Here is a 17,811-nt window from a genome sequence, read left to right on the forward strand (position 1 = left end):
ACAGCCCCACCTCCTGCTCGGCCCACCCGGCGGCCGCCGCCGGCTGGCGTTGTGAAAGCTGCGAGACCTTCCTGTGTCCCGCGTGCGTGGAGACCCGCCGCATGGGCCCGGTGGAGTACACCGTCTGCGTGCGGTGCGCGGGCACGGCGAACGTGCTGCTGCGCCACCGCTCCCAGCGCGCCTTGCGGAGCCGCCTGCCGGACGCCCTGCGCTTTCCCTTCACCGGACCGGGCCTGCAGACGCTCCTGGCCGTCAGCGCGATGCTGGCCGTGCTGCGCCTGCTCGGGATGGGCGTGCGCATCCTGGTGGTGCTGCCCATGGTGCTCGCGCTGGGCGTCTTCTGGTCCGCCTTCTTCGCGCTCGTGCGCAGCGCGGCCCGGGGCGACGCGGATCCGGAGGGCCCCGGCTTCACCACCCTCCTCCAGGACAACCTCCTCCCGGGCCTGCGCGGCCTGGGCGTCACCGCGGGGGTCTTCGTGCCCGCGTTCGCGCGCGCCTGGCACCTGCTGCCCCCTGCGTCCGGCTTCGACATCGTCGGGCGGCTCATGCTCCCGCTGCAGGCCCTGGGGCAGCCCGTCGTGCTGGAGGACCCGCTCTTCTGGGGGCTCGCCGGCCTGGGGCTCCTGTGGCTGCCGTGGGCGCTGCTCCTGGCCGCCACGTCGCAGTCGGTGTTCGCCGCGCTGAACCCCCTGCGCACGCTCCGGTGCTTCCGGGCGGTGGGGCGGGACGCGGGGCTGGTGACGGGGGTGTTCGTGCTGCTGGCCTGCGTCCACGTCGCGCTGCACGGGACCGCGGAGTGGGTGTCCGGCCTGTCGCTGCTGCTCCTCGTCTCCGGATGGGTCGCGGAGGTGCTCACGTGCCTGGTGCCCTTCGCCGCCGCGAACCTGCTGGGGCTCGTGCTGTACGTGCACGGGGACGCGCTGGGCTACCTGCCCGCGCGCGAGTTCCTGGAGCCCGCGCTGGGTGACACCCTGCCCCAGCACGCGCCCGTGTCCCTGCGCGAGTCCCCGGTGCCCGAGGTCCCCGCGCCCGACGAAGCCGGGCTCGCGGCGGCCCAGGCCCGGCAGGTGGCGGAGCTGGGCGAGGCCGTGGGCGCGCGCGACGTGGCGAAGGCACTGGCGCTGTATGGCGCGCTCCACGTTCTGCCCCGCCTGAAGCTTTCGCCGTCACACCATCTGTTCATTGGACAGGCCGCGGCGGTGGAAGGAGATTTCCCACTGTCGGTCAAAGCGTTGGAAGCCGCGGCGGACACGGCGCCCGAAGAGCCCACCGCGCCCCGTGCGCTGGTGCTGCTGGCGCGCGTGCAGGGGGAGAAGTTGGGAAACACGGTGCGCGCGGAGGAAATCTACCGGTACATCCTGCATCGCTATCCGGACACGGAGGCCGCACGTTTTGCCCATGCGCGGCTGACGCCCGCCGCCTGACACACGCATTGCAGCACCCGTCCTCCGGTACCAGATTCAGTGCATGGGACGGGTTGGGGGCGTGGGGATGGGGAAGCAGTTGAAGCGGTATGGTTGGTTGGGGCTCCTCGCGAGCGTGCTGGTGACGGGCTGTGATGATGCCCCCAGCGCGAATCGCCACGAGGACACCTGCGCGGAGCCGATGTCGCTGCGCGTGGTGGTGATGTCGTCGGACGGCGCGTACATCCAGGGCGCCTCCGTGACGGCCACCAACCTGGAGAGCAACGTCAGCATCACCGGCGTGACGGATGACCGGGGCCTCACCACGGCCATCAACGAAACGCTCGCGCCCAGCCCCATCCGCGTGGTGGCCACCGCGGGCTCGCACGTGACGCTCGCGGAGCGCGTGGAATGGACGTGCGACGCCTGTCACTGCACGCCTGTTCCGGACACGGTGACGCTCAAGCTCCAGGATTGAGCGGGAAGACCTGCCAGTGAGGACGGGAGCGCGCGGAAAATCCGCCGCTCCAGACTGTCCGGCGGTTGTGCACACCCGGCCGCGCGCGGTACCACTTACGCCATGCGTCAAGCCCGCATGCGCGCCTCCGCGTCGGTCCGGCTCTCCTCCAGCCTCGCCGCCCGCCCGTCTGGCCTGACGGCGTGCGTGCGGACGTGTTGTCGCGGCACTGGTGTTCCCCCACCCCAGTAAGCCGTGCAACCGCGCTACCCGCCGGGTAGGCAATCCCGAAGGTCCCCCATGTCCGCAGAGAGTGTGCAGGCGCTGCTCGAATGCTCGGTCTCCGAGCTGACCGGGCGGTACGTCACCCAGGCGCAGCCCGTTCCCCAGGGTCTGCTGGAAGCGCTGGAAGCCGATCCCCGTCAGGGCGCGCAGGCGCTCGCGCGAAAGCTGCGCTCGCGTCAGGAGAAGAACCGGGCGGAGGGGCAGCGGCTGCGGCACCTGCTGAAGTTCGAGACGGAATTGTGGGAGCAGGGCCTGCTGAAGGTGGCGGGCGTGGACGAGGCGGGCATGGCGCCGCTCGCGGGCCCCGTCGTCGCGGCCGCGGCCATCCTGCCCCGGGGCTACAAGCTCAAGGGGCTGGACGACTCGAAGAAGATATTGGACCCGGACAAGCGCGAGGCGCTGGCGGAAGCCCTCAAGCGCGACGTGGTGGCGTGGGCGGTGGGCCGGGCGGAGGTGGAGGAGATTGATCAGCTCAACATCTACCACGCGGGCCTGCTGGCCATGCGGCGCGCGGTGGAGGGATTGGGGCTGACGCCGGACTACGTGCTGGTGGACGCGCGCACGATTCCCCAGTGCCCCTCGCCGCAGCGGGGGATCATCAAGGGGGACTCGCTGTCGTTGAGCATCGCGGCGGCGTCCGTGCTGGCAAAGACGACGCGCGACCGGCTGATGGCGGAGCTGGACGCGCGCTACCCCGGCTATGGGCTGGCGGCGCACAAGGGCTACCCCACCGCGCAGCATGTGCAGGCCATCCAGGCCCTGGGCGTGCTGCCCATCCACCGCCGGAGCTTCGGCCCGGTGCGCGAGGCGCTCGGACTGGCGCAGCCCTCCGGGCCCGTTCCGATGCAGTCGGAGCTGTTCGCCGCTACTCCTGTCCCAATGGCGAAGCGATGAGCGCGGACCGGGACATCGACGGGTGGTTGGCGGAGCGGGGCGTCACGCTGATGGACGCGCGTGTGCGGGCCCGGGGCGTGCTGGAGGAGGCCGGCCTCACGCGGCCCGGCAAGTCGCGGATGAGCGAGCCCAAGCTCCTGCGTGCGGCCGAGGTGCTGACCGAGCGCTTCTTCCAGGTGTGCGCGGACGCGGCCTGCCTCCAGGTAGCGACGGCGAGCGGCCGGGAGCCCCTGCGCGTGGAGCCCCGGAGCCACTGCGCGCGGTGCGGCGGTTCCGCCAACCGGCGCGCGGAGGTGGCCTTTCTGGAGATGTGCCACCAGCGCGGCGTGCAGCGCGTGGTGGTGGTGGGCGGTTCGCCCGCGGTGCGCGAGGAGCTGGAGACGAAGCTGGGCGGCCACATCTCCCTGCGCATGGTGGACGGCACGGAGCGCCGCACGGCGGACCGCGCGAAGAGCGACCTGGAGTGGGCGGACCTGGTGCTGGTGTGGGGCGCCACGGAGCTGCACCACAAGGTGTCCACCCACTACACGCACCTGGCTTCGTCACATCACCGCAAGGTCGTGCACGTGGTGCGCCGGGGCGTGGCCGCGCTGCTGGATGAGGCCATGATCCACCTGCAGCGGGCGCGGTGAGGCGGCCGGGCGGGAGAATTAATCCGCTTTAATTCGCCTGCCGACGCGGCAAACGCTTTCATCTCCTCATCCGCACGGCGGTTTTTCGCCGTGTAGAGGGGGAAGTGACACATGTTTTCGGATGGAATCCGCCGTGCCCTGGGGCCCGTGCTGCGCACTGTCGCGAACGCCGCTGTCGAGAAGACGGTCGCACCGCCGCTCCAGCCCGCCGCCAAGGCCGTCACGAACTTCGCCGTGTCCTCGTTCGAGCGCGGCACCTCGCCGCTGGTCGCGCTGAACCCGCCGCCCGTCGCCCTGACGCCGAACGTGCAGGGAGATACGAACATGACCCCGGGGGAGTGGCTGATCGTCTCCACCCCAGAGAACGTCTACCAGCGTCCGGGGCCGAGCGCGGAATCCGGACAGGGTGTCCTCTTCTACAAGGGAACGAAGCTGCAAGTCGCCGCGCCGCCGGACAACGGTCCCGCGGTCCGGGGCGACTTCGTCTACGTCCAGGATGCCAACAGGCAGCAGCAGGGCTGGGTCCGCATGAGCCTCACCAAGGAGATGACCGCTGCCGATACCAAGACGTATCGGGCCGGGCGCAACCAGACGGACGCCGCGGACAAGTTCCAGGACATCTACGTCAATCAGTTCGACGCGGAGAAGCAGGTGGGAGGCGACGGCTCCAATGCCAACTGCGGCCCCACGTCCACGCTGATGGCGATGCAGAACGAGGGGCTCGACATCCCCTCCATCCCCGGCATCGAGCACAACGGCACCGCCGGCGCGGATGTGCAGGCCGTGCGCTACTGGGGCAATCACGAGAGCGATACAGACAGCGACGGCGTGATGACCACCGACGCGAATGAGACGGTGTACTCGCTGAAGAGCGAAAACTCCCAGTACACCGGCTTCCCGGACGTGAAGAACGCGGTGGAGGCCGCGGGCGGGACCTGCGAGGACGTGGCCGCGGACTCGGAGAGCATCCGGAAGGCCATCGATCCCGGCGGCATGTCGGTGGTCATCTCCGGGACCTTCGTCGAGCCGCCCGCGCAGGCCCCCCCGGGCACCCCCGCAGGGCTGGTGGGCCCCAACAACGTCCTCTACAAGGAGAGCGACACGCCGGGCGTCGCGGCCACGGGCAAGGATGGCCTCCCCATCGTCGTCCAGGACACCAAGGGTGACACCTGGGCCCGGGGCGGTGGTGCCAAGGAGCACCTGGTCGCGGTGGTGGGCGTGACGCCGGAGGGCAACTTCATCGTGTGCGATCCAGCCTCCGACTGCCGGACGCCCATCGAGGTCACCGCCGAGGAGCTGGACGCCTTCATGCGCGACAACGCGGGCGCCATCGGCATCTCCGGCCCGGCGACCGAACCAGCCGCGGAGGCGTAGGGCCGATGCGTGACGTTCGCGCCGATGCTCGAGTTCCATGCGCACTGTCTGGCATTCGAGGCCCCAAGCTGTTGACAGTCAATGAACGGCCTCCCTAGCATGACTTCAGCGAGAGCGGATTTCCCGTCATCGCCAGGGATTCACTCAAGGGGGCAATGCCATGAAGAAGCGCACCATTCGCACCACCGAGACCGTAAAGACTGCCACTTTCGTGTGGGCAATCTTCCCCACCCAGTTCTGACCTGCCCGGGCCACGGATAGAATCCGTGCCCATGAACTGGCAGAACGACTTGCAGTCCCCTCCCCTGTCCGCAGGGGAGCGGGTACTCGTCCTGGAAGCGGAGCCTGGACCGGAGCGCCGCGAGGTCCTCGCCGGGTGGCTCGCGAGGGCCCGAGCAGGAAAGACCCTCTTCAGCCAGGTGCTCGACTGCGACTTTTCGCGAGGAGGCGTCTGGGCCGGAGTCGCTGAACTGCTCGGCGCGCTGCTCCCGCGCATCCGGGCCGTGGCACCTTCCCTCCTGGTCTCGCACGACACCGAACTCGTGGCGATCCTGCCCCAGCTCCGGGAGACGATTCGGCCTCGCCACCAGTCCCTCGTCGATCTCGCCTCGGACGAGGAACGGTTTCAGATTCATGCGCTGGAGCGAGCGGACCGGCTCCTGCATGGGGCCATCGCGTTGCTGGCCGGATTCCATTCCGCCGACACCGCGCGAGGTCCATGGCTCCTCGTCTGCGAACATTTCGGACGCGCGGGAGCCCTGTCGCGCCGGTTCTTTCGCGAGCTCGTGCGCCGCCAGGGCACCCACCTGGACCTGACACTCCTGGTCGTCGTCGACCCCGGAGAGGGCGATGCGACCTGCACGGAGCTGTCCCGTGCTTGCCGGGTCTCCAGGGCGCGCCTTCGCCTTGCGCCCGAGCCCCAGGACCCAGCTCCGGTGGCTGCGGAGGTCCAGCATGCCCATGCCCAGGCCGCGCGCGAACTGGAGCACAGGGTCCAGGGCGAACCGGAAGCCGTGGAGGCCAGCCTTCCGCGCCTCATCAAGCTCTGGGAGCAGAGTGCGGAGCCCGAGAACGCGCTGCGGTGGCGGACCGAGGGGCTGCGACTGTGCGTCCGCCAGGGCTATTACGAGGACGCGCTCCGGTACGGCGAGCCGCTCCTTCACGCGCTGGATGCCCTGTCCAGCGGCGATCCGAAAGCGCGCTGGGACATCCTGGGCAAGCTCTCTGCCTGTCTCGCCGCGACCGGAAGGGCAGCGCAGGCAGCGCGTCTCCTGGAGGAAGAAGTCCTCGCGAAGAGCGACGCACCCGCGCTGCTCGCACGTGCCTACTACACCCTGGCCGTCTACCACGCGCGCTACCTGCCCACGCGCGACCTGCGGACAGCGGAGCAGTGCGTGCAAAAGGCCACCGAGGAGGTGTCACGGCTCGAACCCGCCACGAACGAGGCCCGGACGATGACCCTCCTCATCAACAATGCGCTCGCACTGGTGCGGCTGCAGGAGGGAAAGCCGGAGGAGGCGCTGCGCATCTGCCAGGCCTCGTTGGCGCTCCTCGACGCGCACTACGGCCCGGACGAACGGCCCTTGCAGCGAGCGGCGCTCATGCTCCGGCTCGCGGAGTTGTTCCTCGTCATGGGCGCTCATGACGAGGCGCTCACCCACTACTCGGCGGCGATCGCCATCGACCCGAGCCAGGCGGACTATTACGGCATGCGCGGGGTGGCGGCCTTCAAGGCCGGTCGCCTCCTGGAAGCGGAGGCGGACTTCCAGAAGGCCCTCACGCTGGGGCCACCCTCCGCGGCGATATGGGTGAACCTCGGTCAGTGCTACCGCGCCATGGAGCGGGCGGAGGACGCCATCCGGGCGTATTCTTCCGCCCTCGCCCTCGAGTCCGAGAACGTGCTGACGCTGGTGGGACGGGCTCAGGCCCATGAGCTTCTGGGTCGAGTGGAACAAGCCCTCGCGGATTACGATGCCGCGCTCCAGCTGACGCCCGACGACGCGCCCGTCCTGGCCAGCAGGGCCGTCCTGCATTACGAGGCGGGCCGCTTGCAGGCTTCCCTGGCCGACCTGGACCGCGCCGTGTCGCTGGCACCCGACACCCCCGAGTTCCACCAGAACCGCTCCGTCGTCCTCTCTGACCTGGGCCGGCGAGCCGAGGCCATCGCGGACCTCTCCACCTATCTGCGGCTCCAGCCCGATGCCGAAGACCGTGCCGAGGTGGAGGAGAAGTTGTCGGGGTTGCGAGAGGCGCTACGCACCGAGCAGGACAGCTGACGGGTCCTCCGGGAATACAAACACGTCGGACTCACGGGGACGCCCTCCTCCATGAGGACCCCTCCCCTGCGCAGGCGCATATTGACAGTCCCCTGTCGTCTTGACAGGTTCCTGTCCATGCCGCCACTGACGCAGAAAGCAGAGACCTTCAGCGCCCTGGTGCTGGAGGTGTTCCAGTTGAACGGGCTGCTGCTCCAGGCCGGGGACCGGCTGAGCGCTCCAGCGGGATTGACGAGCGCCCGCTGGCAGGTGCTGGGTGTCATCGACCATGGCCCCGCCACGGTGGCGGCGGTGGCGCGCACGATGGGGCTGGCGCGGCAGAGCGTGCAGCAGACGGCGGACGCGCTCGCGAGCGACGGGTTCGTGGAGTACGTCGAGAACCCGCATCACCAGCGAGCGAAGTGCGTCTCGCTCACCGCCGCCGGGCGCCGGGCCTTGCGCAAGGTCGAACAGGCGCATGCCGAGTGGGCGGACCGGCTGGGCTCGAGTCTCCCCCCGAAGCTCCTGGCCGCGGCGGTCGAGGGCGTCCGTGAGGCCCGCCTGCGTCTGGAGAAGGACCTGGCCGTGGAGGGGCGCTCCCATGAAGGGTGACGCCTGCATTCCCCTGCTCCCCTGCGTGGAGATCGCGCCGACGCTCGAGTTCTACGCCCTGCTGGGCTTCGAGGTGACGTACCAGCAGAGGGCTCCGAACCCCTACGCGGCGACGCGCCGGGGTGGCGCCCAGCTCCACTTCTTCGGCCTGAAGGGGCTGGATCCACAGAAGGCCTTCAGCAGCTGTCTGATCATCGTGGACGAGGTGGAGGCGCTGCACGCGCGCTTCCTGGCCTCGCTGCGAAAGGCCTATGGCCGGCTTCCCCTCCGGGGCCTCCCGCGAATGACTCGCATGAAGAAGGGACAGACGCGCTTCACCGTCGTCGACCCCTCCGGCAACTCCCTCATGTTCATCCGGAGGGACGAACCGGCGGGCTACGGAGACGATGCGGACGCTCCAACGTCCCTCCTCGGCAATGCCCTCAAGACCGCCCGGCGCCTGCGCGACTTCAAGGGCGATGACGCCGCCGCCGCGAAGGTCCTGGACGTCGCGCTGAAGAAGGACGGCGCCGGGACGACGGTGGAGCGGGCAAAGGCACTCGTGGCCCGGGCGGAGCTGGCCATGGCCCTGGGGGACACGCCCCGAGCCCTGGAGCTCGCGCGGGAGGCCGGCACCCTTCCCCTTCTGGCGTCAGAGCGAGAAGCACTCCGCCAACTCACCCAAAGCCAGGCGTAGGCGGCCCCCGGCTTCGACACGCTTCGACACGCTTCGACACGTCGAACGGTGTGGAACATGGGGCTTCGACGCGTCGAAAGGGCCGGCAGCGGGCCTGGAGCGCGCGGATCACGGCGTCTGCACGCTGGCACGCCGCGTGTACTGAGCGGGTTCGTCGCGAGCGGCACGAAGCCGCTCGGGCCCACCACCTCATCGCAATCCAGGAGCGACCCACCATGGCCAGCATCAATACCTTCACCTCCACCAACTGCGGCGCTTCCATCGGCACGGCCACCGGCGGCCCGATGCTCCCCGGCTCCGCCCTGGTGTCGATCAACGGCAGCACGGACCTCTCGCAGTGCATCAAGGGCGACGGCGGCTCGTACGTGCAGAAGATCTCCATCGAGAGCTACGAGGGCGACGTCTACACCGCCAAGATCGTCGTCACCGGTTGCGGCCCGTCCGGCATGGGCCACCGCTCCGACTTCACCTTCACCATGTCGAGCGGTGAGGCCGTCACGCTCTCCATCGCGAGCACGTCGCTCGAGGACCACACGGTGAAGTGCAGGACGACCGGGCTCGTCCAGATTGGCTGGAACCTGAAGGACCAGTAGGCCCGCACGAAGCCGGGTCGGCCTCGAATCACCGAGGCCGCTCCGGGGCCGTGAGTCCATCCTGGCAATGAGAGCCCAAGAACCGCCATGATGGATGTCTGGAAATGCGACCCCGAGGAGTCCCGCGTGCGAAGCCTCTCATTCCGAGTGTTCCCTCTCGTCTCGGCGCTTGCAGTGCTCGGCGGTTGTGAGCGTCCGGAGAAACCTCTCCCGCCCGCGCCCTCACGGCCGGCGCCCGCTCCGGTCAAGGCCAGCGCGCCCGCGCCGGTCACGTCCTTGCCGAGCAGCACCGAGTCGGAATTGCGCGAGCGGCTGCGGTGCGAAGCGCTCCTCGGCTTCAGGGAGCTGATGGTGGCGCAACATGCGTACTTTGGGGAGAAGGACGCATGGACGGCGGATGTCAGCAGGCTCACCCCCTTGGCGCCGTGCGCGGATGGCAGCCGGGTGCCCACGCCGCCGGATGAGGCGTGGCTCGCGGGTTGCCACTTCCGTTATGCGGTCTCGGTGGCCGGCTCGACGCCCAATGACACCACCTACAGCGTGCGAGCGGTGGGCGTGGGCGGCCTCGCCGAGGGGCTCACCTACGCAATGACAGATGGGAACGCGGACGGGCAGCCCGTGCGCGTGTGGCCCCCGTCGCTCGTCCTTGAGGAGTGCCATGGCGTGCGCCGGCCGGAGGGGACACCCCTGCCAGCCCCCCTGTGCGAAGGGGCCTTCAACCTGAAGTCGCTCTTCACGGCGCAGAAGGCGTACTTCCAGGAGAAGGACCGCTACTCGGAGAGCGCTCCCCAGGTGGGCTTCCTTCCGGAGCCCTGCCTCGACGGCTCCCGCGCGCCGGTCCCCGATGCCACGTGGACGGCGGGCTGTCACTTCATCTACCGCGCCGAGGTTTCGGGCACGGCGCCCGAGCAGACCTTCCGCCTGACCGCGCGCGGAATGAGCGGCGCCGTGGTGGAACAGAAGCTGACGCTGGACTCCCAATACACCTGGAGTCCAGCCGATCCAGGCTGCGCTCCCTGAGGACCGGCCACGCAGGCATCCTGCCGTAGACGCTTATTTCCTGGCGCGGGAGCCCTATGCTCCCGGGCCATGCCCAGTCCCTACGTCATCAGGGCCGTCCAATCCCGCGCGGAGCTCGAACAGGTCCTGGCCCTGCAACGCCGGAACCTGAAGCAGACGCTGTCCGAGGACGAGCGGCGCACGCAGGGCTTCGTGACCGTGGCGCATGACCTGGCCACGCTGGAGCGCATGCACGCGGTGGCCCCCAGCATCATCGCCCTCCACGGCTCCGAGCTCGTGGCGTACGCCCTGGTGATGCCCCGCGAGTGCCGGGAGCTGGTCCCCGTGCTGGAGCCGATGTTCGCGCTCATCGAACAGCTCGAAGACAGAGGCCGCCCGCTCAGGGACCAGCGCTTCTACGTGATGGGGCAGATCTGCATCGACAAGGCCCACCGGGGCCAGGGGCTGTTCGACGCGCTCTACCAGCAGCACCGCGAGCAGCTCCGGGGCCGCTTCGACTGCGTCGTCACGGAGGTCTCCGTGCACAACCGCCGCTCGATGCACGCGCATGAGCGGGTGGGCTTCCGCACCCTCCACACCTACGAGGACGCCACGGACACCTGGGCCGTGGTGTGCTGGGATTGGAGCACGCCCGAGCGCCAGCATGCGCCGCGGCGGCAGGAGGAGCAGGAGCGCTCCGAGAAGGTGCTCGCCGCGGCGGGAATCGGACGCTGGTCCCGCGACCTGACCCGGGACACCATCGTCTGCGATGCCATCTCCCGCGTGCACTGCGCCCTGCCCGCGGACGGAGCGGTGACCCCCGCCCACCTGTGGGAGCGCATCCACCTGGAGGACCGGGAGCGGGTGTGGGACGCGGCGCTGCGCGCCCTGAAGCAGCGGGCCCCCTTCACGCTGCGCTTCCGCATCGACCCGGGCGAGGGAGCCCCCATCAAGTGGGTGCACCTCACGGGCTCCATCTTCCACGACGCCGAGGGGCGCGTGCGGCACTTCGAGGGCATCTCCCAGGACATCACCGCCGAGCGGCAGCTCGAGGAGTCCCTGCGCCAGACGCTCATCGAGAAGAACGACTCACTCCAGAACCTGGAGATCATCAACAGCACGGGCCAGGCACTGGGCGCGGAGCTGCAACTGGAGAAACTGGTGCAGGGCGTGACGGATGCCGCCACCCAGCTCACCCGGGCCGCGTTCGGCGCGTTCTTCTACAACGTGCTGGATGAGCGGGGGCAGGCGTACATGCTCTACACGCTCAGCGGCGTGCCCCGGGAGTCCTTCTCGAAGTTCCCCATGCCGCGCGCGACCCGCGTCTTCGAGCCCACCTTCAAGGGCGAGGGCATCATCCGCAGCGACGACATCACGAAGGACCCGCGCTACGGCCACAACGCCCCTCGCCGGGGGATGCCTGAAGGGCACCTGCCGGTGCGCAGCTATCTGGCGGTGCCCGTGACCTCGCGCTCGGGCGAGGTGATTGGCGGGCTGTTCTTCGGCCACCCGACGCCCGGCGTCTTCACCGCGCGCGAGGAGCGGCTGGTGGCGGGACTGGCGGCGCAGGTCGCCGTGGCCATGGACAACGCCCGGCTCTTCCAGCGGGTGCAGGAGGCCGTCACGTCGCGTGACACCTTCCTGTCCATCGCCTCGCACGAGCTGCGCACGCCCATCACCTCCATGAAGCTGCTGTCGCAGCACATGCGCAAGCGCATCGAGGCCCAGGACCCGGCGGCGTTCACCCCCGAGCGTGTCACCCGCATGGTGGAGCAGACGGAGCGCTCCATCGACCGGCTCGGCCGGCTGGTGGATGACATGCTGGACATCTCCCGCATCGCCGCGGGCCGGCTGCAACTGCACCTGGAGCGGGTGGACCTGGGCGACGTCGCGCGCGAGGTGGTGGAGCGCTTCGAGCAGCAGCTCACCGAGGCAGGCCACACGCTCACGCTGCGGCTCGTGCCGGGGCTGGTGGGCCGCTGGGACCGGGTCCGGCTGGAGCAGGTGCTCGCGAACCTGCTGACCAACGCGCTCAAGTACGCGCCCGGCACGCCGCTCACCGTCAGCCTCCATGCCCGGGACGACCACGCCGTGCTGGAGGTGGAGGACCGCGGGCCTGGCATCGCCCCGGAGCATCAACACCGCATCTTCGAGCGCTTCGAGCGGCTCGTCACCGCGAGCGAGGTGAGCGGCCTGGGCCTGGGCCTCCACATCGTCCGGCACATCGTCGAGGCGCACGGCGGCCGCATCCACGTGCGGAGCGCGGTGGGCGACGGCGCCCGCTTCTTCGTCGAGCTTCCCCTGTCAGGGCCCCCGGACGTGACGCCGTAGGCCCTTTCTCCGGACGTCACCGGCACGCCTGGGCGGTGGAGCCCGGGGTCAAAGCGAACAAGCCGCGCGAGGAGCACGCCGCTTCTGGACGAAGGTGCTCACCGCGGACTTGAAGCACCCTGGCGCCGTGAAGAGCAGGAAGTGCGGCCCACCCTTGACGGTGAACAGGTTGACGCCAGCTTCGGGCAGGAGGCGCAGATGGGCCTGGGCGCCGGCAAGGGGCGTCTTGGGGTCCATGTCGCCCTGGAGAATCAGCACCGGCGGAAGCGCGGTGGGAGACCGGCCGAACCACTCGTCGCGCGGATAGGCCAGCGACGTTCGCCCGACGAGCTGACCCGGCAGGCTGCTGACGAACAGGAGCCCGGCGGCTTCGGACTCCACCTGCGCCTGGGTGAGGCCGGGCCGGGCGTTGTTCTCGGAGGCGCTGATCACGGCGACGAGCGGGATGGAAACCGAGGACTGCGGGAAACGGTCGAACTGGCCGCCCAGTGCCTCCAGGTCCTGTTCAACCTTCCGCAACGGCTCGAGGTCCCCGCCCCTGAGGCCCGAGAGGACGAGGGGAATCCGCGCCCGCAGCGCCGGGCTGTCCAGCAGGGCTCCGAAGAACAGCTTCGGACGCCCCCCGGGGACCGCCGAGGACACCTTCGGATCGTCCACGAGCGCCTGCATGGCGGCGACCGCCGAGCCCTCGAGCCGCGCACGGCAGCCCGGGTCCGCGTCGCATTGCGCGAGCACCGCGCGGCCCACCTCATCGACGACGGCCGAGCGATGACTGAGGTCCCACTGCTCGCTCGTCTCCGGAGGGACGAGGGAGTCGAGGACGATCCCATCCAGGCGCCGCGGCGGAGCGACCGTCATCATGCGCAACACCAGCTGCGTGCCGTAGGAGACTCCATAGAGCCACGTCTTCCGGCCGGCGGAGTAGCGCTCCATCAGCGCGTGCAGATCGCGGGCGGAGTGGGTGATGGTGAAGGCGCGCGTGCGCTTGGAGTCGGACTCCAGCGCCTCGAAGCAGGTCGCCCACTCGGCGCCTTCGAGCGCGGCGCCCCCCGCACTGTCGGCGGCCTCCTCCTTCTGGCAGAGCCGGCTGGAGAAGCCCGTCCCGCGATGATCAGGGACCAGCAGGTCATGTCCCGGGAAGGCGGCCCGCAGGGTCTTCAGCAGCGGGTAGAACGAAGCCCCTGACTCGCCGGGCCCACCCGCCACGAGCCAGACCTGCCCGGCCGACTTCCCCGGGGCCGGGAACTTGCGGACGAAGAGCTCGATCCGCTCACGGCCCGGGTCCGCGTAGTCCAGCGGTGCGCTGAAGCGAGCGCAGTGGGAACCGGCGAGGGCGGCATCCGTCTTCGCGTCCGGGCACCCGACGAATTCATCGGCACGCTTCGCCGTGCCCTGCTCGGACGCGTGCGCGAGGCTGCCCAGAATGAGTGCACCCCAGAGGGCGGCCACGGCTGCGAAAGTGGGGCATTTCATGTTCACGCTCCGAGTGGGCCCGGGAACTTCCCAGAGGGGACCCACGCGCGCAATTCATTCGGTCCTGGCCCGCTGAACATCCGCCATGCCCATCGGGGAGCGCGGCCTGGCGGCCGTGGAGGGAGAGAGCTGCACGCCTTTGGTTCCCGCGACTGGCAGGAGCCTTGACGTCCCGGCGGTCGACATCTGGCGATTCTCTGGCGAGTCCAGGACGGCGCCATCGTCGACTATCACCTCTATCTCGACCGCCGCGACGTCCTGGGACAGCTCGGCAGGGCACCCGCTCCCTAATATTCCCGGGGCCGGTGGATGTCCTGTCCTGAGGCCCAGGGAGGATCGGTCGTGACACGCATTGCGCGGGAATGGCTCCAATCACTGACACGGCGCGGAGAAGCCCCATGAGCGCGGGGCCGTGGGCCCTCATCGTGGGAGCGTCCTCGGGATCGGGTGCCGCCATCGCGGTCCAGGTGGCGCGCCAGCCGGGCCTCCACGTCTTCGGGATGCACCGGGGGCGCTACCTGGAACAGGCCGCGGAGGTGGAGCAACAGGTGCTCGCCACGGGCCGCCGCATGGTGATGATGCGGGGAGATGCCGGCACCCCGGAGGGCGTGGCGCGGGGCGCCGACGCCCTCCTCGCCACCGCGGGCCCCCGCTCCGTCAAGCTCTTCGTCCATGCGCTCGCCAGCGCTTCGGTGGGGCGGTTCATCACGGGCGACAAGCCACCCCTTCATCCCCGCCAGCTCGCGCGGACCTTCGAGGCCATGGCCCACTCCTTCGTCTACTGGGCCCAGGCCCTGATGGAGAGGGACCTGCTCACCCCCTCGGCCCGCCTGCTGGGCCTCACCAACCCGCTCACCGAGTCGCTCCTCCACAACTGCGGCGCCATCACCGCGGCCAAGGCGGCGCTCGAAATCTACGTGCGCCACCTGGCGCTGGAGCTTGGCCCCCTGGGGCACCGGGTGAACCTGCTCAAGTTCGGCACGGTGATGACCCCCGCCATCCGCCACGTCTACACCCCGGAGGTGCTGGCACAGCTGGAGGAGGCCCACCGCCGCATCAACCCCGCCGGGCGGATGTGTACCCTGGAGGAGGTGGCCCGCATCGTCCCCTCGCTCCTGGGCGAAGAGGCGGAGTGGTTCAACGGAGCGACCATCGACTTCACCGGAGGAATGACGCTGCGCCTGCTCGACCTCGTCCTGAACGAGCAGGGCGGGCCGCCAGCATCCGGAGCGTGAGGCAGGGTCACATCACTCCGCCCTGCGCCATCGCCGTCTCGACTTGCGCCAGGTCATCGAGCGCTTCGAGCCGCGTGAAGAGGTCCGTCGCGCGCAACAGGGACTCCTGCCGGGCCGCCTCCTCCTCGGCCCCATGGCGCGCCAACTCGAACCAGGCGCGCCCTTCCTCGTAGGGCATCGCCAGGGCCCGGGCACTCCCGACACAGCGCCGCCACTGCCGGAGCGCGCGGCGCGGGTGCCCGGAGAGCGCGGCCTCCTGCCCATTGCAGAGCAGGGCGAACGGCTTGCCGAGGACGAAGGCTCTGGCGAATCTCCTCAGGGCCTTGCAGGCCTCGTGCGCCGAACGCACCAGCGAATCCTCATCCGGAAGCTTCTCCCCGCCGCGCTGCTCCCACAGCCGGAGGTACACCTCGCAGACGCAGCTGACGCCCCCGAAGATCCAGTAGGCCACGGGCGTCATCCCCCGCAGCAGCGCCAGCCCGCGGTCCGCGATCTCCAGCGCCCGCGCCTCCTGGTGCTGCCGCAGCAGCGCGAGCGCGAGCGCGCCCTGGACGACGACCTTCTCCGATGCACCGGCGTGGGCCTCGAACCAGGGCAGCTCCTGCTCCAGTTCGTGCAGGGCCTCGCTGGCCCGGCCCATGCGCACCAGGGGCGCGCCCCGGGCGCTCGGGCCCCAATGCTGGGTCTGGACGGAGCCCCGGCGCCGCGCGGAGTCCTCCAGCTCACGGGAGAGCTCGATGCTCCGCCGGAACTGCCCACGGTAGAAACAGGGCAGCAGCAGCACGATGCGGCTCTCCTCCGAGCGCCGGTAGTCCCGGGCGGCATCGGAGAGCTGCTTGGCCCGCTCTCCCCACTCCTCTGCCTTCTTCCATTGGGCGTATCCGATGCTGCAGACCGTGCGGTGCACCAGGGCGTAGGCGACATCGGGAGAGGCGCCCAGGCGCTCGACGGTTTCCAGGCCGCGCGCCTGCCACCCCTCGGCCAGTGGGCGCAAGGGGGGAAGGCTGCCCAGCACCGTGGCCATGATGATGCGGCCACGGGCCAGGTCCAGCGATGGCCCGGCGGGCGTCAGCACGTTGAGCAGCCGGAATACCGTCCACAGGAGCCGGGGGGCGTCCTGGGCGTAGAAGAGGATATCGCTCAACATCCTCAGCAGTTGCCCTTCCTCGAGGCGCGACTGCCGACGCTCGGAGGGCCTCAGGTGGAAGGCCCAGGGCGCCGCGGACTGGAGCAGCGTTCCCAGCACCTGCTGCACGACGCCCAGCTTCGAGCCCTTCAGCAGCCGCATCATGGGACAGCCGAGGCGATCCAGCGCCCGCTCAAGATAGGTGCGGCAGCGCTCCAGATCCCCCATGAGATAGTGCGCCTCGGCCAACCGGCCCTCGAGGTGGGTGATCCAGCGGGCACCGTCCGGACAGGTCTCGGCGAAGGCCAGGGCCCGCTCGAAGTACGGAACGGCCTCGCAGCAGGCGTTGACGGACACGGCGTGCTCGCCGGCCCGCTCGGAGTAGCGCGCCTCGCGGGCCCCATCGCCGGCCTCGCCCCAGTGGTGGGCGAGCGCCGCCATCCACCCCGCCTCATCCGTGTGAGCCGACTCGATGGCCCTCGCCGCCTCGCGGTGCAGTGCCCGTGCGTCCTCGGGGGGGAGGCTGTCCAGCAGCCCCTCCCGCAGCTTGTCGTGGGCGAAGCGCCAGCGCTTCCCCGTCACCTCCAGCACCGCCGCGTCCGCGCACTCGACGAGCCAGCCCGCCACGTCCAGCTCGGGGTGGGCCTCATTCAGCAGCTCCTCGTGGATGTCCCGGCCAAGGATGGCCGCCATCCGCAGCGGCCCGTGCGCCCTCGGGGGCACCATGCCCAGCCGCCGCTCGACGATGGCACGGATGCCTCCGACGAAGGCCGTGGCCGGCAGGGGCACGTGGCCAATGTGGTCCAACCGTCCGCACTCCTCCGCCAGCGAGCGGATGACCTCGATGAGGAAGAAGGGGTTGCCCTCCGTCTCCCGCTCCAGCAGCGACAGCACGCGCGGCTCGCGCCCGGGCGAGCCCATCATCGACTCGCTGAGCTGGGCGATCTCCGCGGAGGACAGCCGGGGCAGCGTCAGCACCGGAATGCCCGGCAGCTCCTCCGGCAGCTTGGGGCGCTCATCATCCCGGTAGCTGACCAGGAGCAGCAGCCGCATCCCCGAGGCCTGCCTCGCCAGCCGCTTCAGCAGCGCCAGCGTCGAACAGTCCGCCCACTGGAGGTCCTCCAGCAGGACCACCGTGGTCTGGGGCAGCCGGTTGAAGATGTCCTCCACCGCGAGGAGGAGGCGTTGGTCCGCCGCCTCCGTGGCCAGGGGCTCGGCGTCCGCCACGGGGCGGCGCAGCACCTCCTCGATGTCCGGCACGAGGGGCTTGAAGACCGAGGCCTCCCAGTCCCCCAGCTCGGTGAGGCACATCAGCGCACGAAGCACCTCGTGCCATGCGTGGTAGGGCTGACCGCCCGCGCGGACGGCCTGCCCGCACAGCACGGGGAAGCCCTGCGCCATCGCCCGGACGCGGAACTCAGCCAGCAGACGCGACTTGCCCCCGCCGCTCTCGCCCGCCACCAGCC

General features: G+C 70.2%; 14 protein-coding genes. 12 read left to right on the plus strand and 2 right to left on the minus strand.

Annotated features, from left to right (window positions below; all coding sequences use genetic code 11):
• The 11 genes from D7W81_RS29505 to D7W81_RS29555 all read left to right on the plus strand — a co-directional run.
• Positions 1–1,424, plus strand: a 1,424-nt coding sequence (locus tag D7W81_RS29505; RefSeq protein WP_208721496.1) for a hypothetical protein, incomplete at its 5' end; no start/stop codon positions are given.
• A gap of 67 nt (positions 1,425–1,491) precedes the next feature.
• The gene (locus D7W81_RS29510) at positions 1,492–1,881 is read left to right on the plus strand and encodes a carboxypeptidase-like regulatory domain-containing protein (protein ID WP_244227512.1); all 390 of its coding nucleotides are present in this window, start codon (positions 1,492–1,494) and stop codon (positions 1,879–1,881) included.
• Positions 1,882–2,160: 279 nt separating this feature from the next.
• Entirely contained in the window at positions 2,161–3,039 is an 879-nt protein-coding gene (gene rnhB / locus D7W81_RS29515) for a ribonuclease HII (protein ID WP_120558734.1), read from the plus strand.
• Positions 3,036–3,671, plus strand: coding sequence for a hypothetical protein (locus D7W81_RS29520; RefSeq protein ID WP_120558735.1), 636 nt, complete (start codon positions 3,036–3,038; stop codon positions 3,669–3,671). Before rnhB ends, D7W81_RS29520 begins: the two co-directional genes overlap by 4 nt.
• Before the next feature lie 111 nt (positions 3,672–3,782).
• Complete coding sequence (locus tag D7W81_RS29525) at positions 3,783–5,045, plus strand: hypothetical protein (protein ID WP_120558736.1); 1,263 nt, start codon at positions 3,783–3,785, stop codon at positions 5,043–5,045.
• Between the two features lie 419 nt (positions 5,046–5,464).
• Positions 5,465–7,321 (plus strand): tetratricopeptide repeat protein, encoded by a 1,857-nt coding sequence (locus D7W81_RS29530; RefSeq protein ID WP_158621719.1) that lies wholly within the window; start codon positions 5,465–5,467, stop codon positions 7,319–7,321.
• 117 nt (positions 7,322–7,438) lie between these two features.
• Complete coding sequence (locus D7W81_RS29535; RefSeq protein WP_120558738.1) at positions 7,439–7,912, plus strand: MarR family winged helix-turn-helix transcriptional regulator; 474 nt, start codon at positions 7,439–7,441, stop codon at positions 7,910–7,912.
• Positions 7,902–8,588 carry a bleomycin resistance protein gene (locus tag D7W81_RS29540; protein WP_120558739.1) on the plus strand — a complete coding sequence of 229 codons (687 nt, stop codon included), beginning with the start codon at positions 7,902–7,904 and terminating at the stop codon, positions 8,586–8,588. The genes D7W81_RS29535 and D7W81_RS29540 overlap by 11 nt, the downstream gene beginning before the upstream one ends.
• Before the next feature lie 215 nt (positions 8,589–8,803).
• Positions 8,804–9,181: a hypothetical protein gene (locus tag D7W81_RS29545; protein WP_120558740.1), complete on the plus strand. Its 378-nt coding sequence runs from the start codon at positions 8,804–8,806 to the stop codon at positions 9,179–9,181.
• Between the two features lie 276 nt (positions 9,182–9,457).
• The gene (locus tag D7W81_RS44620; protein WP_147445658.1) at positions 9,458–10,201 is read left to right on the plus strand and encodes a hypothetical protein; all 744 of its coding nucleotides are present in this window, start codon (positions 9,458–9,460) and stop codon (positions 10,199–10,201) included.
• Positions 10,202–10,270: 69 nt separating this feature from the next.
• Entirely contained in the window at positions 10,271–12,511 is a 2,241-nt protein-coding gene (locus D7W81_RS29555) for a GNAT family N-acetyltransferase (RefSeq protein WP_120558742.1), read from the plus strand.
• A gap of 48 nt (positions 12,512–12,559) precedes the next feature.
• Here the strand turns inward: D7W81_RS29555 and D7W81_RS29560 are convergent, their stop codons facing one another.
• Entirely contained in the window at positions 12,560–13,984 is a 1,425-nt protein-coding gene (locus D7W81_RS29560) for an alpha/beta fold hydrolase (protein WP_147445659.1), read from the minus strand.
• 398 nt (positions 13,985–14,382) lie between these two features.
• On the opposite strand from D7W81_RS29560, the gene D7W81_RS29565 reads away from it, so the two are divergent.
• Complete coding sequence (locus tag D7W81_RS29565; protein WP_120558744.1) at positions 14,383–15,219, plus strand: SDR family oxidoreductase; 837 nt, start codon at positions 14,383–14,385, stop codon at positions 15,217–15,219.
• 7 nt (positions 15,220–15,226) lie between these two features.
• On the opposite strand, the gene D7W81_RS29570 is transcribed toward D7W81_RS29565, so the two are convergent.
• On the minus strand, positions 15,227–17,811 hold a 2,585-nt coding region (locus tag D7W81_RS29570; protein ID WP_147445660.1), incomplete at its 5' end, for an ATP-binding protein.

Origin of the sequence: Corallococcus aberystwythensis (assembly GCF_003612165.1) — a bacterium.
GTDB lineage: Bacteria > Myxococcota > Myxococcia > Myxococcales > Myxococcaceae > Corallococcus > Corallococcus aberystwythensis.